The organism is Hanstruepera ponticola (genome assembly GCF_002940745.1).
Taxonomy (GTDB): domain Bacteria; phylum Bacteroidota; class Bacteroidia; order Flavobacteriales; family Flavobacteriaceae; genus Hanstruepera; species Hanstruepera ponticola.
In genome coordinates this window covers 1,371,719-1,394,314 of record NZ_POTB01000001.1, presented here as the reverse complement: position 1 = coordinate 1,394,314, position 22,596 = coordinate 1,371,719, and the positions used below count along the sequence as shown (strand labels likewise).

The 22,596-nt window shown below is 35.4% G+C and carries 14 protein-coding genes and 1 pseudogene; 13 read left to right on the top strand and 2 right to left on the bottom strand.

Annotated features, from left to right (window positions below):
* The first annotated feature begins 23 nt into the window (after nt 1-23).
* Nucleotides 24-2,747: a translation initiation factor IF-2 gene (infB, locus tag C1S72_RS06370; RefSeq protein ID WP_104734799.1), complete on the top strand. Its 2,724-nt coding sequence runs from the start codon at nt 24-26 to the stop codon at nt 2,745-2,747.
* A gap of 50 nt (nt 2,748-2,797) precedes the next feature.
* Here the strand turns inward: infB and C1S72_RS06365 are convergent, their stop codons facing one another.
* A complete protein-coding gene (locus C1S72_RS06365) occupies nt 2,798-3,196 on the bottom strand; it encodes an SPOR domain-containing protein (RefSeq protein WP_104734798.1) in 399 nt (132 codons plus the stop codon).
* A 214-nt stretch (nt 3,197-3,410) separates the two neighbouring features.
* Here C1S72_RS06365 and C1S72_RS06360 point away from each other — a divergent pair, with 214 nt between their 5' ends.
* From C1S72_RS06360 to queG, 11 genes and pseudogenes are all read left to right on the top strand, one after another.
* Nucleotides 3,411-4,703, top strand: coding sequence for a c-type cytochrome (locus C1S72_RS06360; RefSeq protein ID WP_104735808.1), 1,293 nt, complete (start codon nt 3,411-3,413; stop codon nt 4,701-4,703).
* A gap of 72 nt (nt 4,704-4,775) precedes the next feature.
* Nucleotides 4,776-7,988, top strand: coding sequence for a TAT-variant-translocated molybdopterin oxidoreductase (locus C1S72_RS06355; RefSeq protein WP_104734797.1), 3,213 nt, complete (start codon nt 4,776-4,778; stop codon nt 7,986-7,988).
* Nucleotides 7,989-8,020: 32 nt separating this feature from the next.
* A pseudogene (gene nrfD / locus C1S72_RS06350) lies at nt 8,021-9,442 on the top strand (NrfD/PsrC family molybdoenzyme membrane anchor subunit); the annotation flags it as partial.
* Nucleotides 9,443-9,481: 39 nt separating this feature from the next.
* Nucleotides 9,482-10,018: a DUF3341 domain-containing protein gene (locus tag C1S72_RS06345; protein WP_104734795.1), complete on the top strand. Its 537-nt coding sequence runs from the start codon at nt 9,482-9,484 to the stop codon at nt 10,016-10,018.
* A 91-nt stretch (nt 10,019-10,109) separates the two neighbouring features.
* The gene (locus C1S72_RS06340; protein WP_230401633.1) at nt 10,110-10,577 is read left to right on the top strand and encodes a c-type cytochrome; all 468 of its coding nucleotides are present in this window, start codon (nt 10,110-10,112) and stop codon (nt 10,575-10,577) included.
* A 24-nt stretch (nt 10,578-10,601) separates the two neighbouring features.
* Nucleotides 10,602-11,990 (top strand): quinol:cytochrome C oxidoreductase, encoded by a 1,389-nt coding sequence (locus C1S72_RS06335; protein ID WP_104734793.1) that lies wholly within the window; start codon nt 10,602-10,604, stop codon nt 11,988-11,990.
* A 26-nt stretch (nt 11,991-12,016) separates the two neighbouring features.
* The gene (locus C1S72_RS06330) at nt 12,017-13,084 is read left to right on the top strand and encodes a cytochrome c oxidase subunit II (RefSeq protein WP_104734792.1); all 1,068 of its coding nucleotides are present in this window, start codon (nt 12,017-12,019) and stop codon (nt 13,082-13,084) included.
* A gap of 33 nt (nt 13,085-13,117) precedes the next feature.
* Entirely contained in the window at nt 13,118-14,908 is a 1,791-nt protein-coding gene (locus C1S72_RS06325) for a cytochrome c oxidase subunit I (protein ID WP_104734791.1), read from the top strand.
* Between the two features lie 68 nt (nt 14,909-14,976).
* Nucleotides 14,977-15,999: a Holliday junction branch migration DNA helicase RuvB gene (ruvB, locus tag C1S72_RS06320; protein ID WP_104734790.1), complete on the top strand. Its 1,023-nt coding sequence runs from the start codon at nt 14,977-14,979 to the stop codon at nt 15,997-15,999.
* Nucleotides 15,999-17,342, top strand: coding sequence for a cytochrome P450 (locus C1S72_RS06315; RefSeq protein WP_104734789.1), 1,344 nt, complete (start codon nt 15,999-16,001; stop codon nt 17,340-17,342). Before ruvB ends, C1S72_RS06315 begins: the two co-directional genes overlap by 1 nt.
* Nucleotides 17,339-18,271 carry a tRNA epoxyqueuosine(34) reductase QueG gene (gene queG, locus C1S72_RS06310; protein WP_104734788.1) on the top strand — a complete coding sequence of 311 codons (933 nt, stop codon included), beginning with the start codon at nt 17,339-17,341 and terminating at the stop codon, nt 18,269-18,271. The genes C1S72_RS06315 and queG overlap by 4 nt, the downstream gene beginning before the upstream one ends.
* Here queG and C1S72_RS06305 read toward each other — a convergent pair.
* Nucleotides 18,268-20,136 (bottom strand): BamA/TamA family outer membrane protein, encoded by a 1,869-nt coding sequence (locus C1S72_RS06305; RefSeq protein ID WP_230401587.1) that lies wholly within the window; start codon nt 20,134-20,136, stop codon nt 18,268-18,270. The two genes, queG and C1S72_RS06305, sit on opposite strands and share 4 nt — an antisense overlap.
* Before the next feature lie 141 nt (nt 20,137-20,277).
* On the opposite strand from C1S72_RS06305, the gene C1S72_RS06300 reads away from it, so the two are divergent.
* Nucleotides 20,278-22,581, top strand: coding sequence for an NADP-dependent malic enzyme (locus C1S72_RS06300; RefSeq protein WP_104734786.1), 2,304 nt, complete (start codon nt 20,278-20,280; stop codon nt 22,579-22,581).
* Nucleotides 22,582-22,596 lie beyond the last annotated feature (15 nt).

The following is a 22,596-nucleotide window of genomic DNA, read 5'->3' as shown; positions in this document are numbered from 1 at the left end:
TTAGGTTATATTAAAGGCGATTTATGGCTGAAACAATTAGATTAAATAAAGTATTACGTGAACTTAACATCTCTCTAGATCGAGCTGTGGAGTATTTAGACTCCAAAGGCATTGAAATAGAGAAGCGTCCAACTACAAAAATATCTGAAGAGGTACACAACCTTCTGCAAGATGAATTTGAAACGGATGCTAACAAAAAAGCAAAGTCACAGGAAGTAAGCGAGGCGAAGCAGAAGGAAAAAGAAGCTTTAAGGATTCAACGTGAGCGTGAGTTAGAGGAAAAAGAACAAGCTAAAGCCAAAAGAGAAGCTGCGCAAAAAGAAAAAGAACAAGAGGTAGTTAAAGCAAAATCAACACTTTCTGGACCTAAACAAGTTGGTAAGATTGATCTGGAGGCCGACAAAAAGAAGCCTGCAAAAACCAAAGAAGTTGAAGAAGCTAAAATTGAAGAGGTCAAGCCAGAAAAAGAATCTCCAAAAACTGTTGAGCCTAAAAAGGAAAAAGTAGCTAGCAAGCCTAAAGAAGCCACACCTAAAAAAGCTAAAGAAGTTGAAGCTTCAGAAGATGCACCAGAAGAAAAGGTTGAAACACAATACCAAAAACTTTCTGGACCAAAAATTGCTGGTGACAAAATTGATTTAACGCAGTTTAACAAACCAAAAAAGAAAAAAGAAGACAAAAAATCTGACTCAAAAGATTCAAGTTCTACCAGAAAAAAACGTCGTCGTATAAGCAAAGCTGGAGCACCAGGAGCTGCTGGAAATAATAACAATAGAGGTGGTGGTAATGATCGCTTTAAGGGTAAAGGTAAAGGAAGACGTAATGTTGTTAAAGAAGAGCCAAGTGAAGAAGAAGTACAAAAACAAGTACGTGAAACACTAGAAAAACTTCAAGGTAAGTCTAGCAAAGGTAAAGGAGCAAAGTATCGTCGTGAAAAACGTGAACAGCATAGAGAACAAACTGAAAAGGATTTGCAAGCAGAAGCAGCTGAAAGTAAGGTACTAAAGGTTACTGAATTTGTAACAGCTAGTGAAGTAGCAACTATGATGAATGTTTCTGTTACCGAAATTATTTCAGCTTGTATGTCATTAGGAATGATGGTTACAATGAACCAGCGTTTAGATGCTGAAACGTTAACAATCGTAGCTGAAGAATTTGGTTATGAAGTTGAGTTTGTAACGGCTGACATAGAAGAGTCATTTGAAGAAGTTGAGGATAAACCAGAAGATTTACAACCTCGTGCACCAATAGTTACAGTTATGGGTCACGTAGATCATGGTAAAACCTCATTACTAGATTACATTCGTGAAGAAAATGTAATCGCTGGCGAGTCAGGTGGAATCACACAGCACATTGGAGCCTATGGCGTGGAACTTGAGAACGGTCAAAAAATAGCCTTCCTTGATACACCAGGTCACGAAGCTTTTACAGCCATGCGTGCTCGTGGTGCTCAAGTTACTGATATAGCAATTATTGTTATTGCTGCAGATGATGATATCATGCCGCAAACCAAAGAAGCAATTTCACATGCTCAAGCAGCAAGTGTCCCAATTGTTTTTGCAATAAATAAAATAGATAGACCTACAGCAAATCCCGATAAGATTAAAGAAGGTTTAGCAAATATGAATCTCTTGGTTGAAGATTGGGGTGGAAAAATCCAGTCCCACGATATTTCTGCAAAAACGGGAGATGGTGTTAAAGAATTACTAGAGAAAGTATTGCTTGAAGCCGAGTTATTAGAACTTCAGGCAAATCCAGATAAAGCAGCTCAAGGTACTGTAGTTGAAGCCTTTTTAGATAAAGGAAGAGGTTATGTGTCAACGATTTTGGTTCAAGCTGGAACGCTGAAAGTTGGTGATTATGTATTGGCAGGTAAAAACAGCGGTAAAGTAAAAGCCATGCATGATGAGCGTGGTAATGAAGTAATAGCTGCTGGCCCATCAACACCAGTATCAATACTTGGTTTAGATGGTGCACCTCAAGCAGGTGATAAATTTAATGTATTTGAAGACGAGCGTGAAGCTAAACAAATTGCAACCAAACGTACGCAATTGCAACGTGAGCAATCGGTTAGAACGCAGCGCCATATTACATTAGATGAAATAGGCCGTCGTATTGCATTAGGCGATTTCCAAGAATTAAATATCATATTAAAAGGTGATGTTGATGGTTCGGTTGAAGCCTTGACGGATTCGTTCCAAAAATTATCAACTGAAGAAATTCAGGTCAATATCATTCATAAAGGTGTTGGTCCAATTACGGAGAGTGATGTATTATTAGCTTCAGCTTCAGACGCGGTGATTATTGGATTTAATGTAAGACCAATGGGTAATGCGCGTCAGATTGCAGATAAAGAAGAAATTGATATCAGAATGTATTCAATTATTTATGATGCAATCAATGATCTTAAAGACGCTATGGAAGGTATGTTGTCTCCAGAGTTAAAAGAAGAAATTACAGGTACTGCTGAAATTAGAGAAATCTTTAAGGTTTCTAAAATTGGTAGTATTGCTGGATGTATGGTAACTAGTGGTAAAATATACAGAAATTCTGGTGTAAGATTAATTCGTGATGGTGTAGTAGTTTACACTGGAGAATTAGCTTCGTTAAAACGATTTAAAGACGACGTTAAAGAGGTCTCTAAAGGCTACGATTGCGGTATGCAAATTAAGAATTATAACGACATTAAAGAAGGTGATATTATTGAAGCATTCCAAGAAGTTGAGGTTAAGAAAAAACTAAAATAAGTTTAATAGAATTATAAAAAAAAAGCGACCAATTGGTCGCTTTTTTTGTTTTAATCTCTCTCTTTTTTAGGCTTAAAAACAAAAGCGTTTTGAAATTCTTTTTGAACTTTAACTAAACTTCTGTCCGCCTCCAATCTGCTTCGATAATTTCCAACCCAAACTTTATAATTTGGTGTTTCAAATTCTAAAGTAGCAAGTAATTCGGGCATTTTTAATCTGATTTTTGATTTAGCCTTTTCCGCATCTTGACGGTTGCCGGAATATATTTGAATTTTATAGCGGTCAGAATCATTATCGTAAAGGTTCATGTCCTTTTTTAAAGCTAATAATTTAACTAAATCTTGATCTTGGTTGATGGTAACACCACCTTGTTGTGCAAAAGAATTAGTGGTCAATAAAGCCAAACTAAAAACTAGAGTTATTTTGAATATATCTGTCAATAATTTCATTTTCAATGGTATTTAATGCAAATGTAAATGATAATAACTAAAACTTCGGGTATTTTATTATTTAGAATTTCTCTAAATTACCAATTAACACTTCTGTAACATTTCTCAAATCGACTTTAAATGTTACTTTTGCATGAGATTTTATTATTGTATTTTTTTCTTTTATTAAATGAAAAAATCATACCAAAGTTTAGAAGTTAATTCAACCAATAATATGAAACAGGTGAATCACCGAAAATTAGGCAAGAACATTCTCCGTTTAAGTTTAATTATTTTATTAGCGTTTTCTACCTCACTTTCTGCTCAAGAAGGCGATCCGGCAAAAGGGAAATCTTTATTTAATGCAAACTGTGCTGCTTGTCATAAATTAGACAAGAAGATGACAGGTCCTGCACTACGAAAAGTAGAGCAAAGACTTTCAGAGGAGCAAGGATTGGATAGAGAATGGTTAGCAGCATGGATTAGAAACAGTTCTGCTGTTATAAAGTCTGGAGATGTTTATGCCAATAAAATCTATGATGAGTATGGTGGCGCAGCAATGACTGCTATGCCACAATTGACAGATGAAGATATTAGTCATATCCTTGCTTATACAGCTGAAGATATTCCAGAACCAGTAGAAAAGAAAATAATAGGGGGACAAGAAGGTGGTGGAAGTCAAGAAGGTGGTATTTCAAATCAATTAATACTAGGAGCATTAGCAGTATTATTTGCTTTGTTAGCTATGGCGCTTATTTTGGTTAGACAAACACTTAACCGTTTTGCTGAAGCTAAAGGTGTTGATGTGTCCGAAACAAAAGGTACGCCAATATGGAAGGCTTTTGCTCAAAATCAGTTTTTAGTTTTGGTAACAGCCATTTTCCTATTATTAGCAAGTGGTTATTTTGCTTATGGCTATTTCATGCAGATTGGTATTGATCAAGGTTACCAACCGGTTCAACCTATCCATTATTCACACAAAATTCATGCTGGCGATAATGGTATTGATTGTAAATATTGTCACTCTTCAGCGCGAGTAAGTAAACATTCAGGAATTCCTTCTTTGAATGTTTGTATGAATTGTCATAAATCTATTTACGAAGTAGCACCTGAAACGGCTACCGAAGAGTATAGTAAAGAATTTTATGACGGTGAAATCAAAAAGCTTTATGCAGCTGTTGGATGGGATGATGCCGAGCAAAAGTATACAGGTGAAACGCAACCAGTTAAATGGGTGAGAATTCACAATTTGCCTGATTTTGCTTATTTCAATCACTCGCAGCACGTTTCTGTTGCTGGTATAGAATGTCAAACTTGTCATGGTCCTGTTGAAGAAATGGAAATCATGTATCAGCATGCACCACTTACTATGGGATGGTGTATCAACTGTCATAGAGAGACAAATGTAAATGTAAAAGACAACGCATACTACGATAAAATTCATACTGAATTATCCAAAAAATATGGAGTAGACCAATTGACAGCTGCTCAAATGGGTGGTTTGGAATGTGGTAAGTGTCATTATTAATAAAGAAAAAGTAGTTATGGTGGAAGAGAAATCTAACAACCAATAACTAACAACTAATAACTAGTAATAAATATGTCATCAAACAAGAAATACTGGAAAAGTGTTGAAGAGCTAAACGAGAATAGCTCTGTTGTTGAGACGCTAAAACAAAACGAATTTGTTCAAGAGATCCCTACGGATGAGTTTTTAGGTAACAAAGACTCTTTGGAAAGCTCTAAAACAACACGTCGTGATTTCTTAAAATATGTTGGTTTTAGTACAGCTGCAGCTTCTTTGGCTGCCTGCGAAGGACCAGTTATTAAGTCAATTCCTTATGTAGTGCAACCAGAGGAGATTATTCCTGGTGTTGCCAACTATTATGCTACAACTATAGCTGACGGATTTGATTTTGCAAGTGTTTTAGTTAAAACAAGAGAAGGTCGTCCAATCAAAATTGAAAATAATACCATGGCAGCTACTAGCGGTTGTGCAAATGCTAGGGTAAATGCTTCGGTTTTAGGTTTGTACGATAGTTTAAGAGTTCAAGGTCCATTAAAAGAAGGCGAGCCTATTTCATGGAGTGATTTTGATGCTCAAACAACTCAAAAATTAAACAGCCTAAAAGCTTCTGGTAAACAAATTGTGTTGCTAACGCAAACTTATGCAAGCCCATCAACTAGAAATTTAATAGCTGATTTTAAAGAAGAATACGGAAATGTAAATCATGTGATTTACGATGCTATATCCGAGTCGGCTGCTTTAGAAGCTTTTCAACAGCGATATAATAAAAGAGGTCTAGCTGATTATGATTTTTCAAAGGCCATGACTATTGTTTCTGTTGGTGCTGACTTTTTAGGTGATTGGCAAGGTGGCGGATTTGATTCGGGTTATTCTAAAAATAGAGTGCCAGATCATGGTAAAATGTCTCGCCATATTCAGTTTGAATCTAATATGTCTTTAACAGGTGCCAATGCTGACAAGCGTGTGCCTATGACACCAACACAACAAAAATTGGCTTTAGCTAAATTGTATAGTGAAGTTGTTGGAGAATCAGTTTCAGTTAACTTGCCTGAACATATTGCACAAGCGGTAAGTAAGGCAGCATCTGAATTGAAAAAAGCAGGAAAGAAAGCTGTTGTTGTTACAGGTATCCAAGACGTCAATGCCCAAGCAGTTGTTTTGGAAATCAATGAGTACTTAAATAGTGCAGCTTTCAATAGTGAAGCTTCAATAAAAACGAGACAAGGAAATGACAAAGCAGTAGCACAACTTATAACTGATATGAATGCAGGTAAGGTTGGTGCAGTTATTATGAGTGGAGTAAATCCATTATATACATTGCCTAATGCTGATGAATTTGCTGCTGGATTAGAAAAAACAGAATTATCAATTGCTTTCTCCATGAAGGCTGATGAAACATCATCAAAATGTCAATATATTGCTGCTGCGCCACATTATTTAGAATCTTGGGGTGATGTTGAAATGAAATCAGGTCATTACAGTTTAATGCAGCCTGCTATTCGTCCATTGTTTGATACTAGACAATTTCAAGAAGGTTTAATGAAATGGACTAATAATACGAGTAAATCTTATCATGATTATATAAAATTAATCTGGAACGAAGATATTTTAAGAGGAGGTTCTTTCAATAAAGCACTTCACGATGGTTTCTTTGTTAGTAATACAGCCGAATATGACGATTTAGATGTTTTAGAAGGTGAGACAACAAAAGATAAAACTTGGGTCGGAGGTATTATTGATGACGTAGCCGAAGGTGTTGGAATAAAGGACAAAGAAGAAGAAAATGATTCGAGTGTTTCAACTGAATCAAATACCGCTTCTTCAGCTATTTCTGTAAGAAATGCTGCTAATTCTCTTGCTGGTGCAACTGCGCCTAGCGATATGGAATTGGTGTTATATTCTAAAACTGGGATGGGAGATGGACAACAAGCCAATAACCCATGGTTACAAGAATTTCCAGATCCAATTTCAAGAGTATCTTGGGATAACTATTTGACCGTTTCTAGAGCTGATGCTGAAAGAATAGGCCTTGAAAATATTCATGTAGCAACAGGAGCTTTAGATGGTAGCTATGCTGATGTTACAGTTAATGGTAAAACATTAAAAAACGTGCCTGTACTTATTCAACCTGGTCAAGCTAAAGGTTCTGTTGGTTTATCTTTTGGGTATGGTCGTACGGCAGGTTTAAAAGAAGAAATGAAAACAGGCGTTAATGCCTATACATTATATCACGATTTTAATAACGTTCAAAGCGTTAGTGTCTCACCTGCTGCAGGTATGCATGAGTTTGCTTGTGTGCAGTTGCACAATACGTTAATGGGTCGTGGTGATATTATAAAAGAAACAACTCTAGAGATTTTCAATACAAAGGATAAGGAACACTGGAACGCTATTCCTGTGGTTTCGTTAAATCACAAAGAAACTCCAGTAACTTCTCCAGATGTTGATTTATGGGATGAATTTGATCGTTCAATTGGTCACCATTTTAATTTATCTATAGACTTGAACGCTTGTACAGGTTGTGGTGCATGTGTAATTGCATGTCACGCTGAAAACAATGTGCCTGTAGTTGGTAAGGAAGAAGTACGTCGTAGTCGTGATATGCACTGGTTACGTATTGATAGATATTATTCATCTGAAGAAACCTTTGATGGTGATAATACTAAAAAGGACGAAACAAAAGGGCTAGCCATGACTACTGCTTTAGGAGAAATGGAAAATCCTTCTGATAACCCACAAGTTGCTTTCCAGCCTGTAATGTGTCAACATTGTAATCATGCACCATGTGAAACGGTTTGTCCAGTTGCGGCAACATCACATGGACGTCAAGGGCAAAATCATATGGCATATAACCGTTGTGTAGGTACACGTTATTGTGCAAACAACTGTCCGTATAAAGTACGTCGTTTCAACTGGTTCTTGTACGCTCAAAATGATGAGTTTGATTACCATATGAATGATGATTTAGGACGTATGGTTTTAAATCCAGATGTGACGGTTCGTTCTCGTGGTGTTATGGAAAAATGTTCTATGTGTATTCAAATGACACAAAAGACAATTCTTGATGCGAAACGTGATGGACGTGAAATTAAGGATGGTGAGTTCCAAACAGCATGTTCAGCAGCTTGTAGTAGTGGTGCCATGGTATTTGGAGATATCAACGACAAAGAGAGTAAAGTTGCAAAACTTAAAGAAGATGACCGTATGTATCACTTGTTGGAAAGTGTGGGTACTAAACCAAACGTTCAGTATCATACCAAAGTGAGAAATACAACTGAAGCATAAAAAAATTAATTAAGAAACAATTATAATAGATTATGGCGTCTCATTACGAAGCACCTATTAGAAGACCTTTAGTTACAGGCGAAAAATCATACCACGATGTATCAGTGGATGTCGCAGCTCCTGTTGAAGGTAAAGCAAATAAATCTTGGTGGATTGTATTTTCTATAAGTCTTGTAGCATTCCTTTGGGGAATTGGCTGTATTATTTATACAATTTCAACAGGTATTGGAACTTGGGGTTTAAATAAAACCGTAGGTTGGGCTTGGGATATTACTAACTTCGTTTGGTGGGTTGGTATTGGTCACGCAGGTACACTAATTTCTGCGGTACTGTTATTGTTCCGTCAAAAGTGGAGGATGGCCATTAACCGTTCTGCAGAGGCGATGACAATTTTCTCGGTAGTTCAAGCTGGTTTATTCCCAATTATTCACATGGGTCGTCCATGGTTAGGGTATTGGGTATTACCAATTCCAAACCAATTTGGATCGCTTTGGGTTAACTTTAACTCACCATTACTTTGGGATGTATTTGCGATTTCTACATATTTATCGGTATCATTAGTGTTCTGGTGGACTGGTTTATTACCTGATTTTGCCATGATTCGTGATAGAGCTGTAAAACCTTTCCAAAAGAAAATTTATTCATTATTAAGTTTTGGATGGTCTGGTCGTGCAAAAGATTGGCAACGTTTTGAAGAGGTATCATTGGTACTTGCTGGTTTAGCAACACCACTAGTACTTTCGGTACACACCATTGTATCGTTTGACTTCGCAACTTCGGTAATACCAGGTTGGCATACTACAATTTTCCCACCTTACTTTGTTGCAGGTGCGATTTTCTCTGGATTCGCCATGGTAAATACGTTACTTATTATTATGAGAAAAGTATGTAGCCTTGAAGATTATATTACGGTTCAACATATTGAATTAATGAACATTGTAATCATGATTACAGGTTCTATAGTTGGTGTAGCTTATATTACAGAGTTATTTATTGCATGGTATTCTGGTGTAGAATATGAGCAATATGCATTCTTAAATAGAGCAACAGGTCCTTACTGGTGGGCATATTGGGCTATGATGACTTGCAACGTATTCTCGCCACAGTTTATGTGGTTTAAAAAATTACGTACAAGTATTATGTTCTCATTCTTTATTTCAATTGTGGTGAACATAGGAATGTGGTTCGAACGTTTTGTGATTATCGTTACATCATTGCATAGAGATTATTTACCATCATCTTGGACAATGTTCTCACCAACATTTGTTGACATAGGAATTTTTATAGGAACTATTGGTTTCTTCTTTGTATTGTTTTTATTATATGCAAGAACATTCCCTGTAATTGCTCAAGCAGAAGTAAAAACTATCTTGAAATCATCAGGTGAGCGTTACAAGAAAATAAGAGAGCGTGGCGATAGTTTAGTTGGAACAGGTTCAGATTTAAGAACATCTGGAGAGAATAATAAAGAATCAAAAAATTAAAAGTAGCATATGGAAGCTTCAAAAGTAATTCACGCTATTTATACTGATGATGATGTATTGATGTCAGCCGTAAAAAGGGTTAAGTCAGAAAGATATCACATTGAAGAAATATATACACCATTTCCGGTCCACGGACTAGACAAAGCTATGGGCTTGGAACCAACACGTATAGCTATTGCTTCATTTATTTATGGATGTATTGGTTTAACTGTCGCTATTGTTATGATGAATTTCATTATGATCGAAGACTGGCCACAAAACATCGGTGGTAAGCCAAGTTTTAGTTATATAGAGAACATGCCTGCTTTTGTTCCAATTATGTTTGAGTTAACGGTGTTTTTTGCAGCGCATTTAATGGTTATCACATTTTATTTAAGAAGTAGAATGTGGCCATTTAAAAAAGCCGAAAATCCAGATCCAAGAACAACGGATGACCACTTCTTGATGGAAATTGCTATTCATGGTAATGAAGCAGAATTAGCAAGTTTATTAAAAGAAACTGGAGCTGTTGAAGTTAATTTAGTTGATAAAGATGAAGCACATTAATATGAAAGGCTTAATAAAAATATCAGTTATAGCATTAGTATTAGTAGTTGTTGTATCCTGTAAAAAAGATACAAGACCTAACTATCAATTCATGCCTAACATGTATGAACCTGTACCTTATGAGACTTACGCCGAGTCAGACGCTTTTAGAAGTGGATGGGAAGCACAATTACCTGTTGAAGGAACAATTCCAAGAGGTTATACGCCTTTTGAAATAGAGAATACTACTGAAGGGTACAATTTAGCCAAAGAAACTTTGACAAATCCTTTAGATTCTACGCAAGTTGATATGGCTAAAGGTAAAGAACTGTATGATATTTACTGTGGTATCTGTCACGGAAACAAAGGTGACGGTCAGGGTAATTTAGTAAAGCGTGAAAAAATACTAGGTATTCCTAGTTATGACGACGCAGGAAGAGCCATTAATGCAGGAAGTATTTACCACACTATTTATTATGGCAAAAATGCCATGGGTTCTTATGCAAACCAACTTAACGAAGAGGAACGTTGGCAAGTAACGGCATATGTCTTGGACCTTAAAGCTAAATTAGAAAAATAAGATAGATAAAGTTTATATATAGATATGTACACATTCTCAAAAAAATTAAAGACCGTTTCTATCGCACTAATGCTAATTGGAGCGTTGGGTGTTGTGTATGGTTTCATGACATCTCATAAATCTTTTGAAGAGGTTGAAACCATGCTAGCTGAAGAAGCTTCACATCATGGTGGTGGGCATGAAGCAGAAACTAAAGCTCATGTAGTTGCAGGAGATACAGATCATTCTGATAATACGCACCAAGACAATGCTCATGATGCATTAGCAGATGTTGAACATCATGCGGCTGATGAACATGCGGAACATGTTGAGCATGTGCAACACCAAATTGCAAACAGACCTTGGTCTGCATTGTATGTTGCTGCATTCTTTTTCTTTATGATTGCTTTAGGTGTTCTAGCTTTCTATGCTATTCAATTTGCTTCTCAAGCGGGTTGGTCACCTGTATTGTTTCGAGTTATGGAAGGTATTACAGCTTATGTATTACCTGGTGCTTTAATTGTATTGGGTATTGCAGTAGCTTCTGGAGTTATTGGTCATTATAATATTTTTATCTGGATGGATCCAGAAGTTGTAGAACATGACAAGTTAATACAAGGTAAATCAAGTTTTTTAAATTTACCATGGTTTATAATCAGAGGTCTAATCTTTATAGCAGGATGGAGTTTATACAGACATTTTGCTCGTAAATTTTCAATTGCTCAAGATAATGCTGATATCAATGACAACAGAAATTTCAAAAAGTCATTTAGAATTGCAGCTGGATTTTTAGTATTCTATATCTACACTGAATCTATGATGTCTTGGGATTGGATTATGAGTGTTGACCCACACTGGTTTAGCACCTTGTTTGGATGGTATGTTTTTGCAAGTATGTTTGTAAGTGGTATTACTGTAATAGCGTTAATAACCATGTATTTAAAATCTAAAGACTTGCTACCATTTGTAAATGACAGTCACTTACATGATTTAGCAAAATTCATGTTTGCAATTAGTATATTTTGGACGTATTTATGGTTCTCACAATTCATGCTTATTTGGTACTCAAACATACCAGAAGAGGTTACCTATTTTGTAACACGTTTTGCTGATTATAAACTACCGTTCCTAGGTATGGTGGTTATGAACTTTGTGTTCCCATTATTAGTGCTTATGAACAGTGATTATAAGCGTATTCCTTGGTTTGTTGTAATGGCTGGTATCGTTATTTTATGCGGTCACTACATTGATGTATTCAATATGATTATGCCTGCAACTGTTGGTGATAGATGGTATATTGGTATTCCTGAATTAAGTTCAATAATGTTGTTTGCTGGCTTGTTTATGTTCGTTGTGTTTACTGCATTAACTAAAGCACCATTATTGGCTAAAGGAAATCCATTTATTAAAGAAAGTGAACACTTTCATTATTAATATTAAATTAAAGTAGAGAAAAGACAATGACAGCTTTTTTATCAATTATAATAGTACTTTTTATCGCTATTGCAATTTGGCAAATGGTAAAGATATTTGATTTAGCTCAAGTAGGCGCATCAAATAGTCAAGTAGCAGATGATAATGACAACAGAATCAATGGTTACTTAATGATAGGTTTCTTAATCTTCATTTATGCTATAACAATTGTCTGTTTTGTTAAATGGGGTGATTTACCATTAATGTCCAATTCTGCATCTGAACATGGTCCAGGTTTAGATAACCTGATGGTTATATCCATGATACTTATTTTTATTGTGCAAACTATAACACAATACTTGCTACATTATTTTGCCTTTAAGTATAGAGGTGAAGAGGGCAAAAAAGCTTTGTATTTTGCAGATAATAACACTTTAGAAGCTATTTGGACTATTATACCAGTAATTGTTTTAGCAGGATTAATCATTTACGGTTTATTCACATGGAATACCATAATGAATGTTAATGAAGATGATGATCCACTAGTTATCGAATTATATGCCCAACAATTTAACTGGAAGGCACGTTATGCAGGTAACGACAATACACTAGGTAAGGCTAATGTACGTCTTATAAATCTTGATAATGCTAACATTCTAGGATTGGATGAATCTGACCCTAATGCACAAGATGATGTAATCACGACAGAGTTACATTTGCCTGTTGGCAGACCAGTATTGTTTAAAATGCGATCACAAGACGTTCTGCATTCAGCGTATATGCCTCACTTTAGAGCTCAAATGAACTGTGTACCAGGTATGATTACTCAATTTGGTTTTACTCCTACAGTAACTACAGCCGAAATGAGACAAACGCAACAAATGATTGATAAGGTTGCAAACATTAATCGTATTCGTACTGAAAAAAGTAAAGAGCTAGTAGCTAAAGGCGAAGAAGCGTTAGAACGTTATGAATTTGATTATTTATTATTGTGTAATAAGATTTGTGGTAAATCGCATTACAATATGCAAATGAAAATAATTGTTGAGACTCAAGAAGAATATGACGCTTGGATAGCTGAACAAAAAGAATTCAAAGATTCTTTAATTAAGTAATAAAAAACGGTTTTAAAAAGTATATAGAAGATTATGTCAACACACGCAGATACTCACGCACACGACGATCACGGACATCATCATAAAGAAACATTTGTGACTAAATATATTTTTAGTCAGGATCATAAAATGATTGCCAAGCAGTATCTAATTACAGGTACTATTATGGGTGTTATAGGTGTATTAATGTCTTTAATGTTTCGTATGCAAATTGCATGGCCAGAAGAGCCAAATGTATTATTTGAGGCATTATTAGGAAAATGGGCACCAGATGGTGTTATGGATGCGGATATTTATTTGGCTTTAGTAACAATACATGGTACCATTATGGTATTCTTTGTACTAACAGCTGGATTGAGTGGAACGTTCAGTAACTTATTAATTCCATTACAAATTGGTGCACGTGATATGGCATCAGGATTCTTGAACATGGTATCTTATTGGTTATTCTTCCTGTCTAGTGTGGTTATGGTTATCTCGCTTTTCGTTGAGGCTGGACCAGCAGCTGCAGGTTGGACAATCTATCCTCCGCTCTCTGCATTACCAATGGCTCAAGGTGGATCTGGAATGGGTATGACGCTATGGCTAGTGTCAATGGCTATTTTCATTGCATCATCATTATTAGGATCGCTAAACTATATTGTTACGGTTATAAACTTACGTACAAAAGGTATGTCCATGACACGACTACCTTTAACAATCTGGGCATTTTTCGTGACAGCCATTATAGGTGTGGTATCGTTTCCAGTATTATTATCTGCTGCGTTGTTATTAATCATGGATAGAAGCTTTGGAACATCGTTTTTCCTTTCTGATATATTTATTCAAGGCGAAGTATTACATTATCAAGGAGGTTCTCCAGTTTTATTTGAACATTTGTTCTGGTTTTTAGGACACCCTGAAGTATATATTGTAATCCTACCTGCAATGGGATTAGTTTCTGAAATTATGGCTTCTAGTTCTAGAAAACCAATTTTTGGATATCGTGCGATGATTATGTCAATTTTAGCAATTGCATTTTTATCAACCATCGTTTGGGGTCACCACATGTTTATTTCAGGTATGAATCCATTCCTTGGTTCAGTATTTACATTTACAACCTTATTAATTGCTATACCATCAGCGGTAAAAGCTTTTAACTGGATAACAACCATATGGAAAGGTAATCTCCAGATGAACCCGGCTATGCTATTCTCTATTGGTTTTGTTTCAACATTTATTACAGGAGGTCTAACAGGTATTATTTTAGGTGATAGTGCTTTAGATATTAATGTACATGATACTTATTTTGTAGTGGCTCACTTCCACTTGGTAATGGGTATATCAGCATTATACGGTATGTTTGCAGGAATATATCATTGGTTCCCAAAAATGTTTGGACGTATGCTTAATAAGAATCTAGGGTATATCCATTTTTGGGTAACAGCCGTTTGTGCCTATGGCGTTTTCTTCCCTATGCACTTTATTGGAATGGCCGGTTTACCGAGACGTTATTATACAAACTCTAACTTTCCATTGTTTGATGATTTAGCTGATGTGAACGTGATTATTACCATCTTTGCTTTAGTTGGAGGTGTATTTCAGTTGGTGTATTTATATAATTTCTTTAGTAGTATTTTCTTTGGTAAGAAAACAGTTCAGAATCCTTGGAGATCAACTACATTAGAGTGGACGGCACCAATCAAGCATATCCATGGGAACTGGGAAGGTGAAATTCCTCATGTTTACCGTTGGTCTTATGATTATAATAAGCCAGGTCACGATGTAGATTTTGTTCCTCAAAACGTACCTTTAAAAGAAGGCGAGGAAGAGTTACATCACTAATCAAATAGTTTACAATACAAACAAAGCCTTTCTAATTTAGAAAGGCTTTTTGTTTATATTTGTGTTCTATGAACGAGAACCTAGATCCAACAAACGAACACTTTTCACCAGAAGAACTGGATGTAGAAAAAAAATTGAGACCTTTATCCTTTGATGACTTCACTGGTCAAGATCAGGTGTTGGAAAATCTTCAAATTTTTGTTCAAGCAGCCAATGGAAGGGAAGAAGCGTTGGATCATACCTTATTCCACGGACCTCCCGGATTAGGCAAAACTACTTTGGCACATATTCTTGCAAGTGAATTGAACGTTGGTATCAAAGTAACTTCAGGCCCTGTTTTAGATAAGCCAGGTGATTTGGCAGGTTTGTTAACCAACCTCGAAGATCGTGACGTGCTTTTTATTGATGAGATCCATCGATTGAGTCCCATAGTTGAAGAATATCTGTATTCGGCAATGGAAGACTATAAAATTGATATCATGATTGAGTCGGGACCCAATGCAAGAACCGTTCAAATCAACTTAAATCCATTTACATTGGTTGGTGCAACCACGCGTTCTGGATTGTTGACGGCTCCTATGCGAGCACGTTTCGGTATTCAAAGTAGATTACAATATTATAACACCGAGTTGTTAACTACAATCGTTCAACGAAGTGCAAGCATCTTAAATGTTCCAATTTCCATGGAAGCAGCTGTTGAAATTGCAGGTCGTAGTCGAGGTACACCAAGAATTGCAAACGCATTATTACGTCGTGTTCGTGATTTTGCCCAAATAAAAGGTGATGGCAATATTGATATTAAAATCTCAAAGTTTGCTTTAGAAGCACTTCATGTAGATGCTCACGGTTTGGATGAAATGGACAATAAAATATTGTCAACCATTATTGATAAATTTAAAGGTGGACCAGTAGGTATCACAACCTTGGCCACAGCAGTAAGCGAAAGTGCCGAAACAATTGAAGAAGTTTATGAGCCGTTCCTTATTCAACAAGGGTTTATCATGCGAACACCAAGAGGACGAGAAGTGACTGAACAAGCTTACAAACATTTAGGGAAAATAAAAGGACCTACACAAGGAGGCTTGTTTTAATGACACCTATTAAAAAGATACCAGAAGTTTCAACTTTTACCTTTTTAAGGCAAGCCATTAAAATATTAAACAATCCATTACCTTTTCATCACAAAAACTTTGAGCGCTATGGTGATATTTTTAAGCTAAATGTAGGTTTTGGTAAACATGCTATCTTTTCCAGAGATGCAGTCTTAGCTGAATATGTTCTACAAAAAAACTGGAAGAATTATAAAAAGTCAGCTATTCAAACCGAAGACCTTGCCAAATATTTAGGTAACGGTCTGCTAACTTCTGAAGGGACTTATTGGCGTAGACAACGCAAACTAATTCAACCAGCCTTTCATAAATCTAATTTAGAAAGCCTGATGGCAACTGTTAAGCAAACCATTGTTGAATCTTTGGTTGAAATTAAAACTGAAGTCAAAACGGATGTTCTACCACTTTTCAGTGATTTGGCATTTAAAGTAGTTGTTAGAGCTTTGTTTAGTAATGCAGCAACAGATTCCGAAATCAAAACCCTACAACATGTAACCGAAGAAAATCAACTTATGTTGGTAAAAGAGCTCCGGCAACCATATTTAAAATGGTATTTTGAATCCTTTGGCATTATTGATAGACATCTAAAGCGTGCAAATGAATCTAGGGATATTCTAAAAAACATCATAATCAGAAGAAAAGAATCTCAAACAAGATTTGATGATTTATTGGATATGCTCCTTGAAGCACGTTATGAAGATGGTACCGAAATGAGCATGAACCAGTTAATAGATGAGATTTTGGTGCTATTTGTTGCAGGACATGAAACAACCGCTAATGCATTGAGTTTTACAATACAATTATTGGCTCAACATCCTGAATGGCAAGAGAAGATACGTAGTCAATATCAGTCAATTTTAAAAAACAACAATAATGATATCATGGCTGCTATCATACAATCACAATTAGCAAAACAAGTAGTTGAAGAGTCCTTACGATTGTATCCACCTGCCTATTTTATAGACAGGGTCAATATTGAAAGTGATTCATGTAATGGATATCATTTTGATAAAGGAAATAATTTACTGTTTTCCATCTATGAAATTCACAGGCATAAAGCTTTGTGGAAATTTCCAGATAGTTTCGTTCCAGAACGTTTCGAACCTGAAAAAGCTAAAAATTATTCATCACAGTATTTTCCTTTTGGTTCAGGTCCACGAAAATGTATTGGTAATAATTTTGCCATGTTTGAAATGATTTTGACCATTTCAGAGATATTGTTAAAATTTTCAATTAAACCTGTAAAAGATAATATTGAAATTAATCCGTTGATTACCCTAAAACCTAAAAATGCTTTTGTAAAATTTGAAATTTTAAAAAGTTGAATCAAAGTAAATCTACATATAGTCATATAATTAAAACGGAAGCCAAGCGCCTCGGTTTTTTGTCCTGTGGCATAAGCAAAGCAGAATTTTTAGAAGATGAAGCACCACGATTAGAAAAATGGTTGAATAATAATAGGCATGGTGAGATGCAATACATGGAAAATCATTTTGATAAACGCCTTGATCCAACAAAACTTGTAGAAGGTTCAAAAAGTGTGATTTCTCTATTACTTAATTACTTTCCTTCTGAAATACAAAATGAAAACAGTTATAAGTTATCCAAATACGCTTATGGAACAGATTATCATTTTGTCATCAAGGACAAATTAAAGTCACTGTTGCGATTTATTCAAAATGAAATAGGAGAAGTAAATGGTCGTGCTTTTGTAGACTCTGCGCCAGTTTTAGACAAAGCTTGGGCAGCAAAATCTGGATTAGGTTGGATTGGTAAACACAGTAATTTGTTAACCCAACAAGTAGGGTCTTTTTATTTTATTGCGGAACTGATTGTTGATTTAGAGTTAGAATATGATACGCCTGTAACTGACCATTGTGGTACTTGTACAGCTTGTATTGATGCTTGTCCAACAGAAGCCATTATACAACCCTATGTGGTAGATGGAAGTAAATGTATTTCTTACTTAACCATTGAATTAAAAGAGAATATCCCAACAAGTTTTAAAGGAAAATTGGATGATTGGATGTTTGGTTGTGATGTGTGTCAAGATGTATGTCCCTGGAACCGTTTTTCAAAATCACATAACGAACCATTATTCAATCCGCACCCAGAACTTTTAGATATGACCAAAAAAGATTGGGATGAAATTACAGAAGATACCTTTAAAAAAGTCTTTAAAAAATCGCCTGTGAAACGTACCAAATATTCTGGATTGAAGCGAAACATCAATTTTATTAAAAACAATATTTAATTAAATAGCACAGGGCGCGGTTTCCCCAATTCAAAATCAGGAAACCCTAAATCATCTGTCTCCAAAGTATTAGTCTTAAAAATGTTACTGCCTTCATTTGGAATACTTGGATAATATGTAAAGGATATTTGAAAGGAATTAAATACTAAATAATCGTTTCTAATTAAAAAACCTAGACTGAAGGCATTGTAAAGTTTGTTTTCATAAAAACGATTGTTTTCGTCACCAATAAGTCCAGAAGTAATATTGATATAAGGGTTCAACCGAAATCCAAGTAGGTTCCATGGAGAGTAAACTTGAGTTTGTAGCGATATAACAAATTTTTCAGTCCCATATAATGAGGAATCAAAATCTGGTAAACCACTAGCATTATTACGTTCATACGCACTAGCATACAAACCTTGAAAAGATTTGTTTTCATTTAACGAAATTCTATCAGCCACGGTTCCCAAGCGCTTACTGCCAATAATTATTTGAGGTTTAATAAACTGCCTTAATTTCCATTTATCTCCCAAAGAGACCAAATCTGAAAAATAATAGCCTTCTAAAACATAAGTGGTTTGTTCTCTGGTTTTTCCTCTAATGTATGTGCCATATTCTAAATTAAAACTTAAATATCCCAATTTGGTATAATTACCCATTGAAACTCGGGCACCTAAATAAGTTCTATATCTCTGGTTTTTATATTCATATCCACCCGTAAGGGAATATATGGTTCCAACTGGCACATCTTCAATAATACCATAGTTTAAAAGATATTCATCTTGAATATATTGTCTAGATGATAGACCTATACTAGCAATGGGAAAAGATTCACTTGAAAAATAGCGTATACTATCATAGGCTATATCTGGCCTTTCTTTGTAGTCTGTATTAATATATCTTAAAGAAGTTACTAGATTGGTTGTACGTTCTTTTACACTAGATCCTTTAAATATTTTATAGGAATATCCTAACCAAACATCTTGTGTATAGAATTTTAAATCTTGTATGGACAAACTATCCATAGAATTTGGCAGGAAAATTTGGGAATATTGTTCGCTAAAAGTTACACCACCAGCCCATTTGGTTAATGGTGAATAAAAAGGTCTGTTTATGTCTATACTCTTTCTATAATTTTTATCTAGATCTTGATAATAATTTATTGATGTGTTAATATAGGTGTTTTTAAAATTTGGAATATTATAGGCTATGTCGTAGGCCTTTTCACCATCTTCAAACCGAGTTGTGTAATTTATTTTATAATTATGACCAAACCCCAGCAAATTTCTTTCCTTTAATTTCAAGGTGTTTTTTGAGGTGGAAATTGAAGCATTTGGTATTAAACTCCAAGAATCTAAGACCATTACGGTGACATCTACTGAATCATTAGAAACCAATTCAGGGGTAATCAAGGCTTCACGAACATAATTATTTGTTCTGATTAAACGCTCGGATTCAGTCAAGAGTAGTGAGTCCAATACTTGATTTTCTTTAAATAAAAGCAAGTTTTTAACTGTCCAGTCCTTTGTTTTAACATGCAAGAAATTACCAGTGCGTTCTAACCAGTTATCTACTGTTTGTGTTGTGTCAGAAAGTTTTTTACCAAACGGGTCAAACGTAATGATATTTATATTTCGGATAATCTTATTATTATATTTTTTTAGGTTAGGACGTTCAGGCAGGTCTGTAACAGGTTTGTCATTTTCTTTTTGAGACCTGAACAAAAAGCTATGCAACGTTTTAGTAACTTTTCCCTTTTCCGAAAACTTTTCAATTTTATTATAGATGTTCGTAGAATCTTTCTCTTCTGGTTTGTTTTGAGCGTGGATGAGTGTTCCACTTATAAAAAACACCATCACATAAAAAGTTCTAATAAAACTCATAGATTACTTGTGAGTAATTTGATATGAATGAAGTAACTAATAGTTAAAACCAAATTTAACTATTATTATTACAAGTCATAGTATTTAAGCCATTTAATAAAGCTAGTTATTTATTACCTTTGCTTTCATTATAATATTTTTATGAGCAAGCAAAGTAGAAGACGTGAGGCCTTGGTTTATCATGCAAAGCCAACACCAGGAAAGATAAAAGTAGTTCCAACTAAAAAATATGCGAGTCAGCGAGATTTGTCGCTAGCTTATTCACCAGGTGTAGCTGAACCTTGTTTAGAAATAGCCAAGGATATAAACAACGTTTATAAATATACTACCAAAGGGAATTTAGTAGCAGTAATTTCAAATGGAACAGCAGTTTTAGGATTAGGTAATATTGGTCCAGAAGCTTCTAAACCTGTTATGGAAGGCAAGGGATTGTTGTTTAAAATATTTGCAGATATTGATGTTTTTGATATTGAAGTTGACACTGAAAACATTGAAGAATTTATAGCTACGGTTAAAAATATCGCACCAACATTTGGAGGCATAAACCTTGAGGATATCAAAGCTCCTGAAGCTTTTGAAATTGAACGACGTTTAAAAGAAGAGTTGGATATTCCTGTTATGCATGATGACCAACATGGTACAGCAATAATTTCCGCCGCAGCATTGCTAAATGCCCTAGAGTTGGCAAATAAAAAGATTGAAGATGTAAGAATTGTAATAAGTGGTGCCGGAGCTGCTGCCATATCTTGTTCACGATTGTATCAAGCATTTGGTGCTGTTCGCGAAAACATGGTAATGTTGGATAGTAAAGGAGTAATAAGGCAAGATAGAGAGAATCTAACAAAAGAAAAAGCAGAGTTTGCGACTCACAGAAAAATTGACACTTTAGATGAGGCCATGAAAGACGCTGATGTGTTTATTGGTTTATCTACTTCAAATATTGTTTCGCCAGACATGCTTAAATCCATGGCCGCAAACCCAATTGTCTTCGCCATGTCCAATCCTGATCCAGAAATCGCATATGATTTAGCGATAGATACACGCGATGATATTATTATGGCTACTGGGAGAAGTGATCATCCTAACCAAGTAAATAATGTTCTTGGCTTCCCTTTTATTTTTAGAGGTGCGTTAGATGTTCGTGCCACTAAAATTAATGAGGAAATGAAGATGGCGGCTGTAATGGCGCTGGCAGAGTTAGCAAAAGATCCAGTGCCTGAACAAGTGAATATTGCTTATGGCGAAACACGTCTGACATTTGGTAGGGATTATATCATTCCTAAACCTTTTGACCCACGTTTAATTGCACAAGTTCCACCAGCGGTTGCCAAAGCTGCTATGGAAAGTGGTGTTGCCCAACAACCCATAACGGATTGGCAAAAGTATGAGGATGAATTGCTAGAGCGATCAGGTTCTGATAATAAAATAGTGCGATTACTACTCAACCGTGCTAAAACCAATCCTAAACGCGTAGTATTTGCAGAAGCTGATCAGTTGGATGTTTTAAAGGCTGCACAAATTGCTTATGACGAAGGCATTGCTTTTCCAATTCTACTTGGAAGACGCGACGCCATTGAAAAGCTAAAAGAAGAAATTGAATTTGATGCTGATGTGCCAATAATAGATCCTAAATCTGACGAAGAAGAAGTAAGGAAAAATAAATATGCTAAAGTTTATTGGGAACAACGTAAACGAAAAGGCGTGACCTTATATTCTGCAGAAAAAATTATGCGTGAACGTAATTATTTTGCAGCTATGATGGTTAATGAAGGTGATGCAGATGCTATGATTTCTGGTTATTCAAGAAGCTATCCATCTGTGGTAAAACCCATGTTAGAATTAATAGGACTAGCGCCAGGATCAACGCGTGTAGCAACAACCAATGTGATGATGACACAACGTGGTCCTATGTTTTTGAGTGACACTTCTATAAATATTAATCCAACTGCAAGCGATCTAACAAAAATAGCTCAGATGACTGCAGGTGTGGTAAAAATGTTTGGTATGGAACCTGTTATGGCGATGATATCATATTCAAATTTTGGATCGTCTAAAAATCAAACTGCTACTAAAGTTGGTGAGGCTGTAACTTATTTACATAAAAGACATCCAAATCTGTTGGTTGATGGGGAATTACAAACAGATTTCGCATTGAATAGCGAAATGTTACAGGATATTTTCCCTTTTTCAAAATTAGCAGGAAAAAAAGTAAATACACTTATTTTTCCAAATTTAGAATCAGCCAATATCACTTACAAATTGCTCAAAGAATTGAATAAGGCTGATTCCATTGGTCCTATAATGATGGGTATGCGAAAACCTATTCACATTTTACAGTTGGATGCCAGTGTAGATGAAATTGTAAATATGACTGCCATTGCCGTAATTGATGCACAACAAAAAGAAAAAAAAGAGCTTGAATTAAAAGCAGGAATAGGACATTAAACAACTTTGTTTTGT

What these genes read in the sequence shown, in the direction of transcription:
- C1S72_RS06330 (WP_104734792.1), top strand. Translation starts at nt 12,017, where the DNA reads ATGACAGCTTTTTTATCAATTATAATAGTACTTTTTATCGCTATTGCA.
- C1S72_RS06325 (WP_104734791.1), top strand. Translation starts at nt 13,118, where the DNA reads ATGTCAACACACGCAGATACTCACGCACACGACGATCACGGACATCAT.
- C1S72_RS06365 (WP_104734798.1), bottom strand. Translation starts at nt 3,196, where the DNA reads ATGAAATTATTGACAGATATATTCAAAATAACTCTAGTTTTTAGTTTG.
- C1S72_RS06335 (WP_104734793.1), top strand. Translation starts at nt 10,602, where the DNA reads ATGTACACATTCTCAAAAAAATTAAAGACCGTTTCTATCGCACTAATG.
- infB (WP_104734799.1), top strand. Translation starts at nt 24, where the DNA reads ATGGCTGAAACAATTAGATTAAATAAAGTATTACGTGAACTTAACATC.
- C1S72_RS06355 (WP_104734797.1), top strand. Translation starts at nt 4,776, where the DNA reads ATGTCATCAAACAAGAAATACTGGAAAAGTGTTGAAGAGCTAAACGAG.
- C1S72_RS06360 (WP_104735808.1), top strand. Translation starts at nt 3,411, where the DNA reads ATGAAACAGGTGAATCACCGAAAATTAGGCAAGAACATTCTCCGTTTA.
- C1S72_RS06315 (WP_104734789.1), top strand. Translation starts at nt 15,999, where the DNA reads ATGACACCTATTAAAAAGATACCAGAAGTTTCAACTTTTACCTTTTTA.
- ruvB (WP_104734790.1), top strand. Translation starts at nt 14,977, where the DNA reads ATGAACGAGAACCTAGATCCAACAAACGAACACTTTTCACCAGAAGAA.
- C1S72_RS06305 (WP_230401587.1), bottom strand. Translation starts at nt 20,136, where the DNA reads ATGAGTTTTATTAGAACTTTTTATGTGATGGTGTTTTTTATAAGTGGA.
- C1S72_RS06340 (WP_230401633.1), top strand. Translation starts at nt 10,110, where the DNA reads ATGCCTAACATGTATGAACCTGTACCTTATGAGACTTACGCCGAGTCA.
- C1S72_RS06345 (WP_104734795.1), top strand. Translation starts at nt 9,482, where the DNA reads ATGGAAGCTTCAAAAGTAATTCACGCTATTTATACTGATGATGATGTA.
- C1S72_RS06300 (WP_104734786.1), top strand. Translation starts at nt 20,278, where the DNA reads ATGAGCAAGCAAAGTAGAAGACGTGAGGCCTTGGTTTATCATGCAAAG.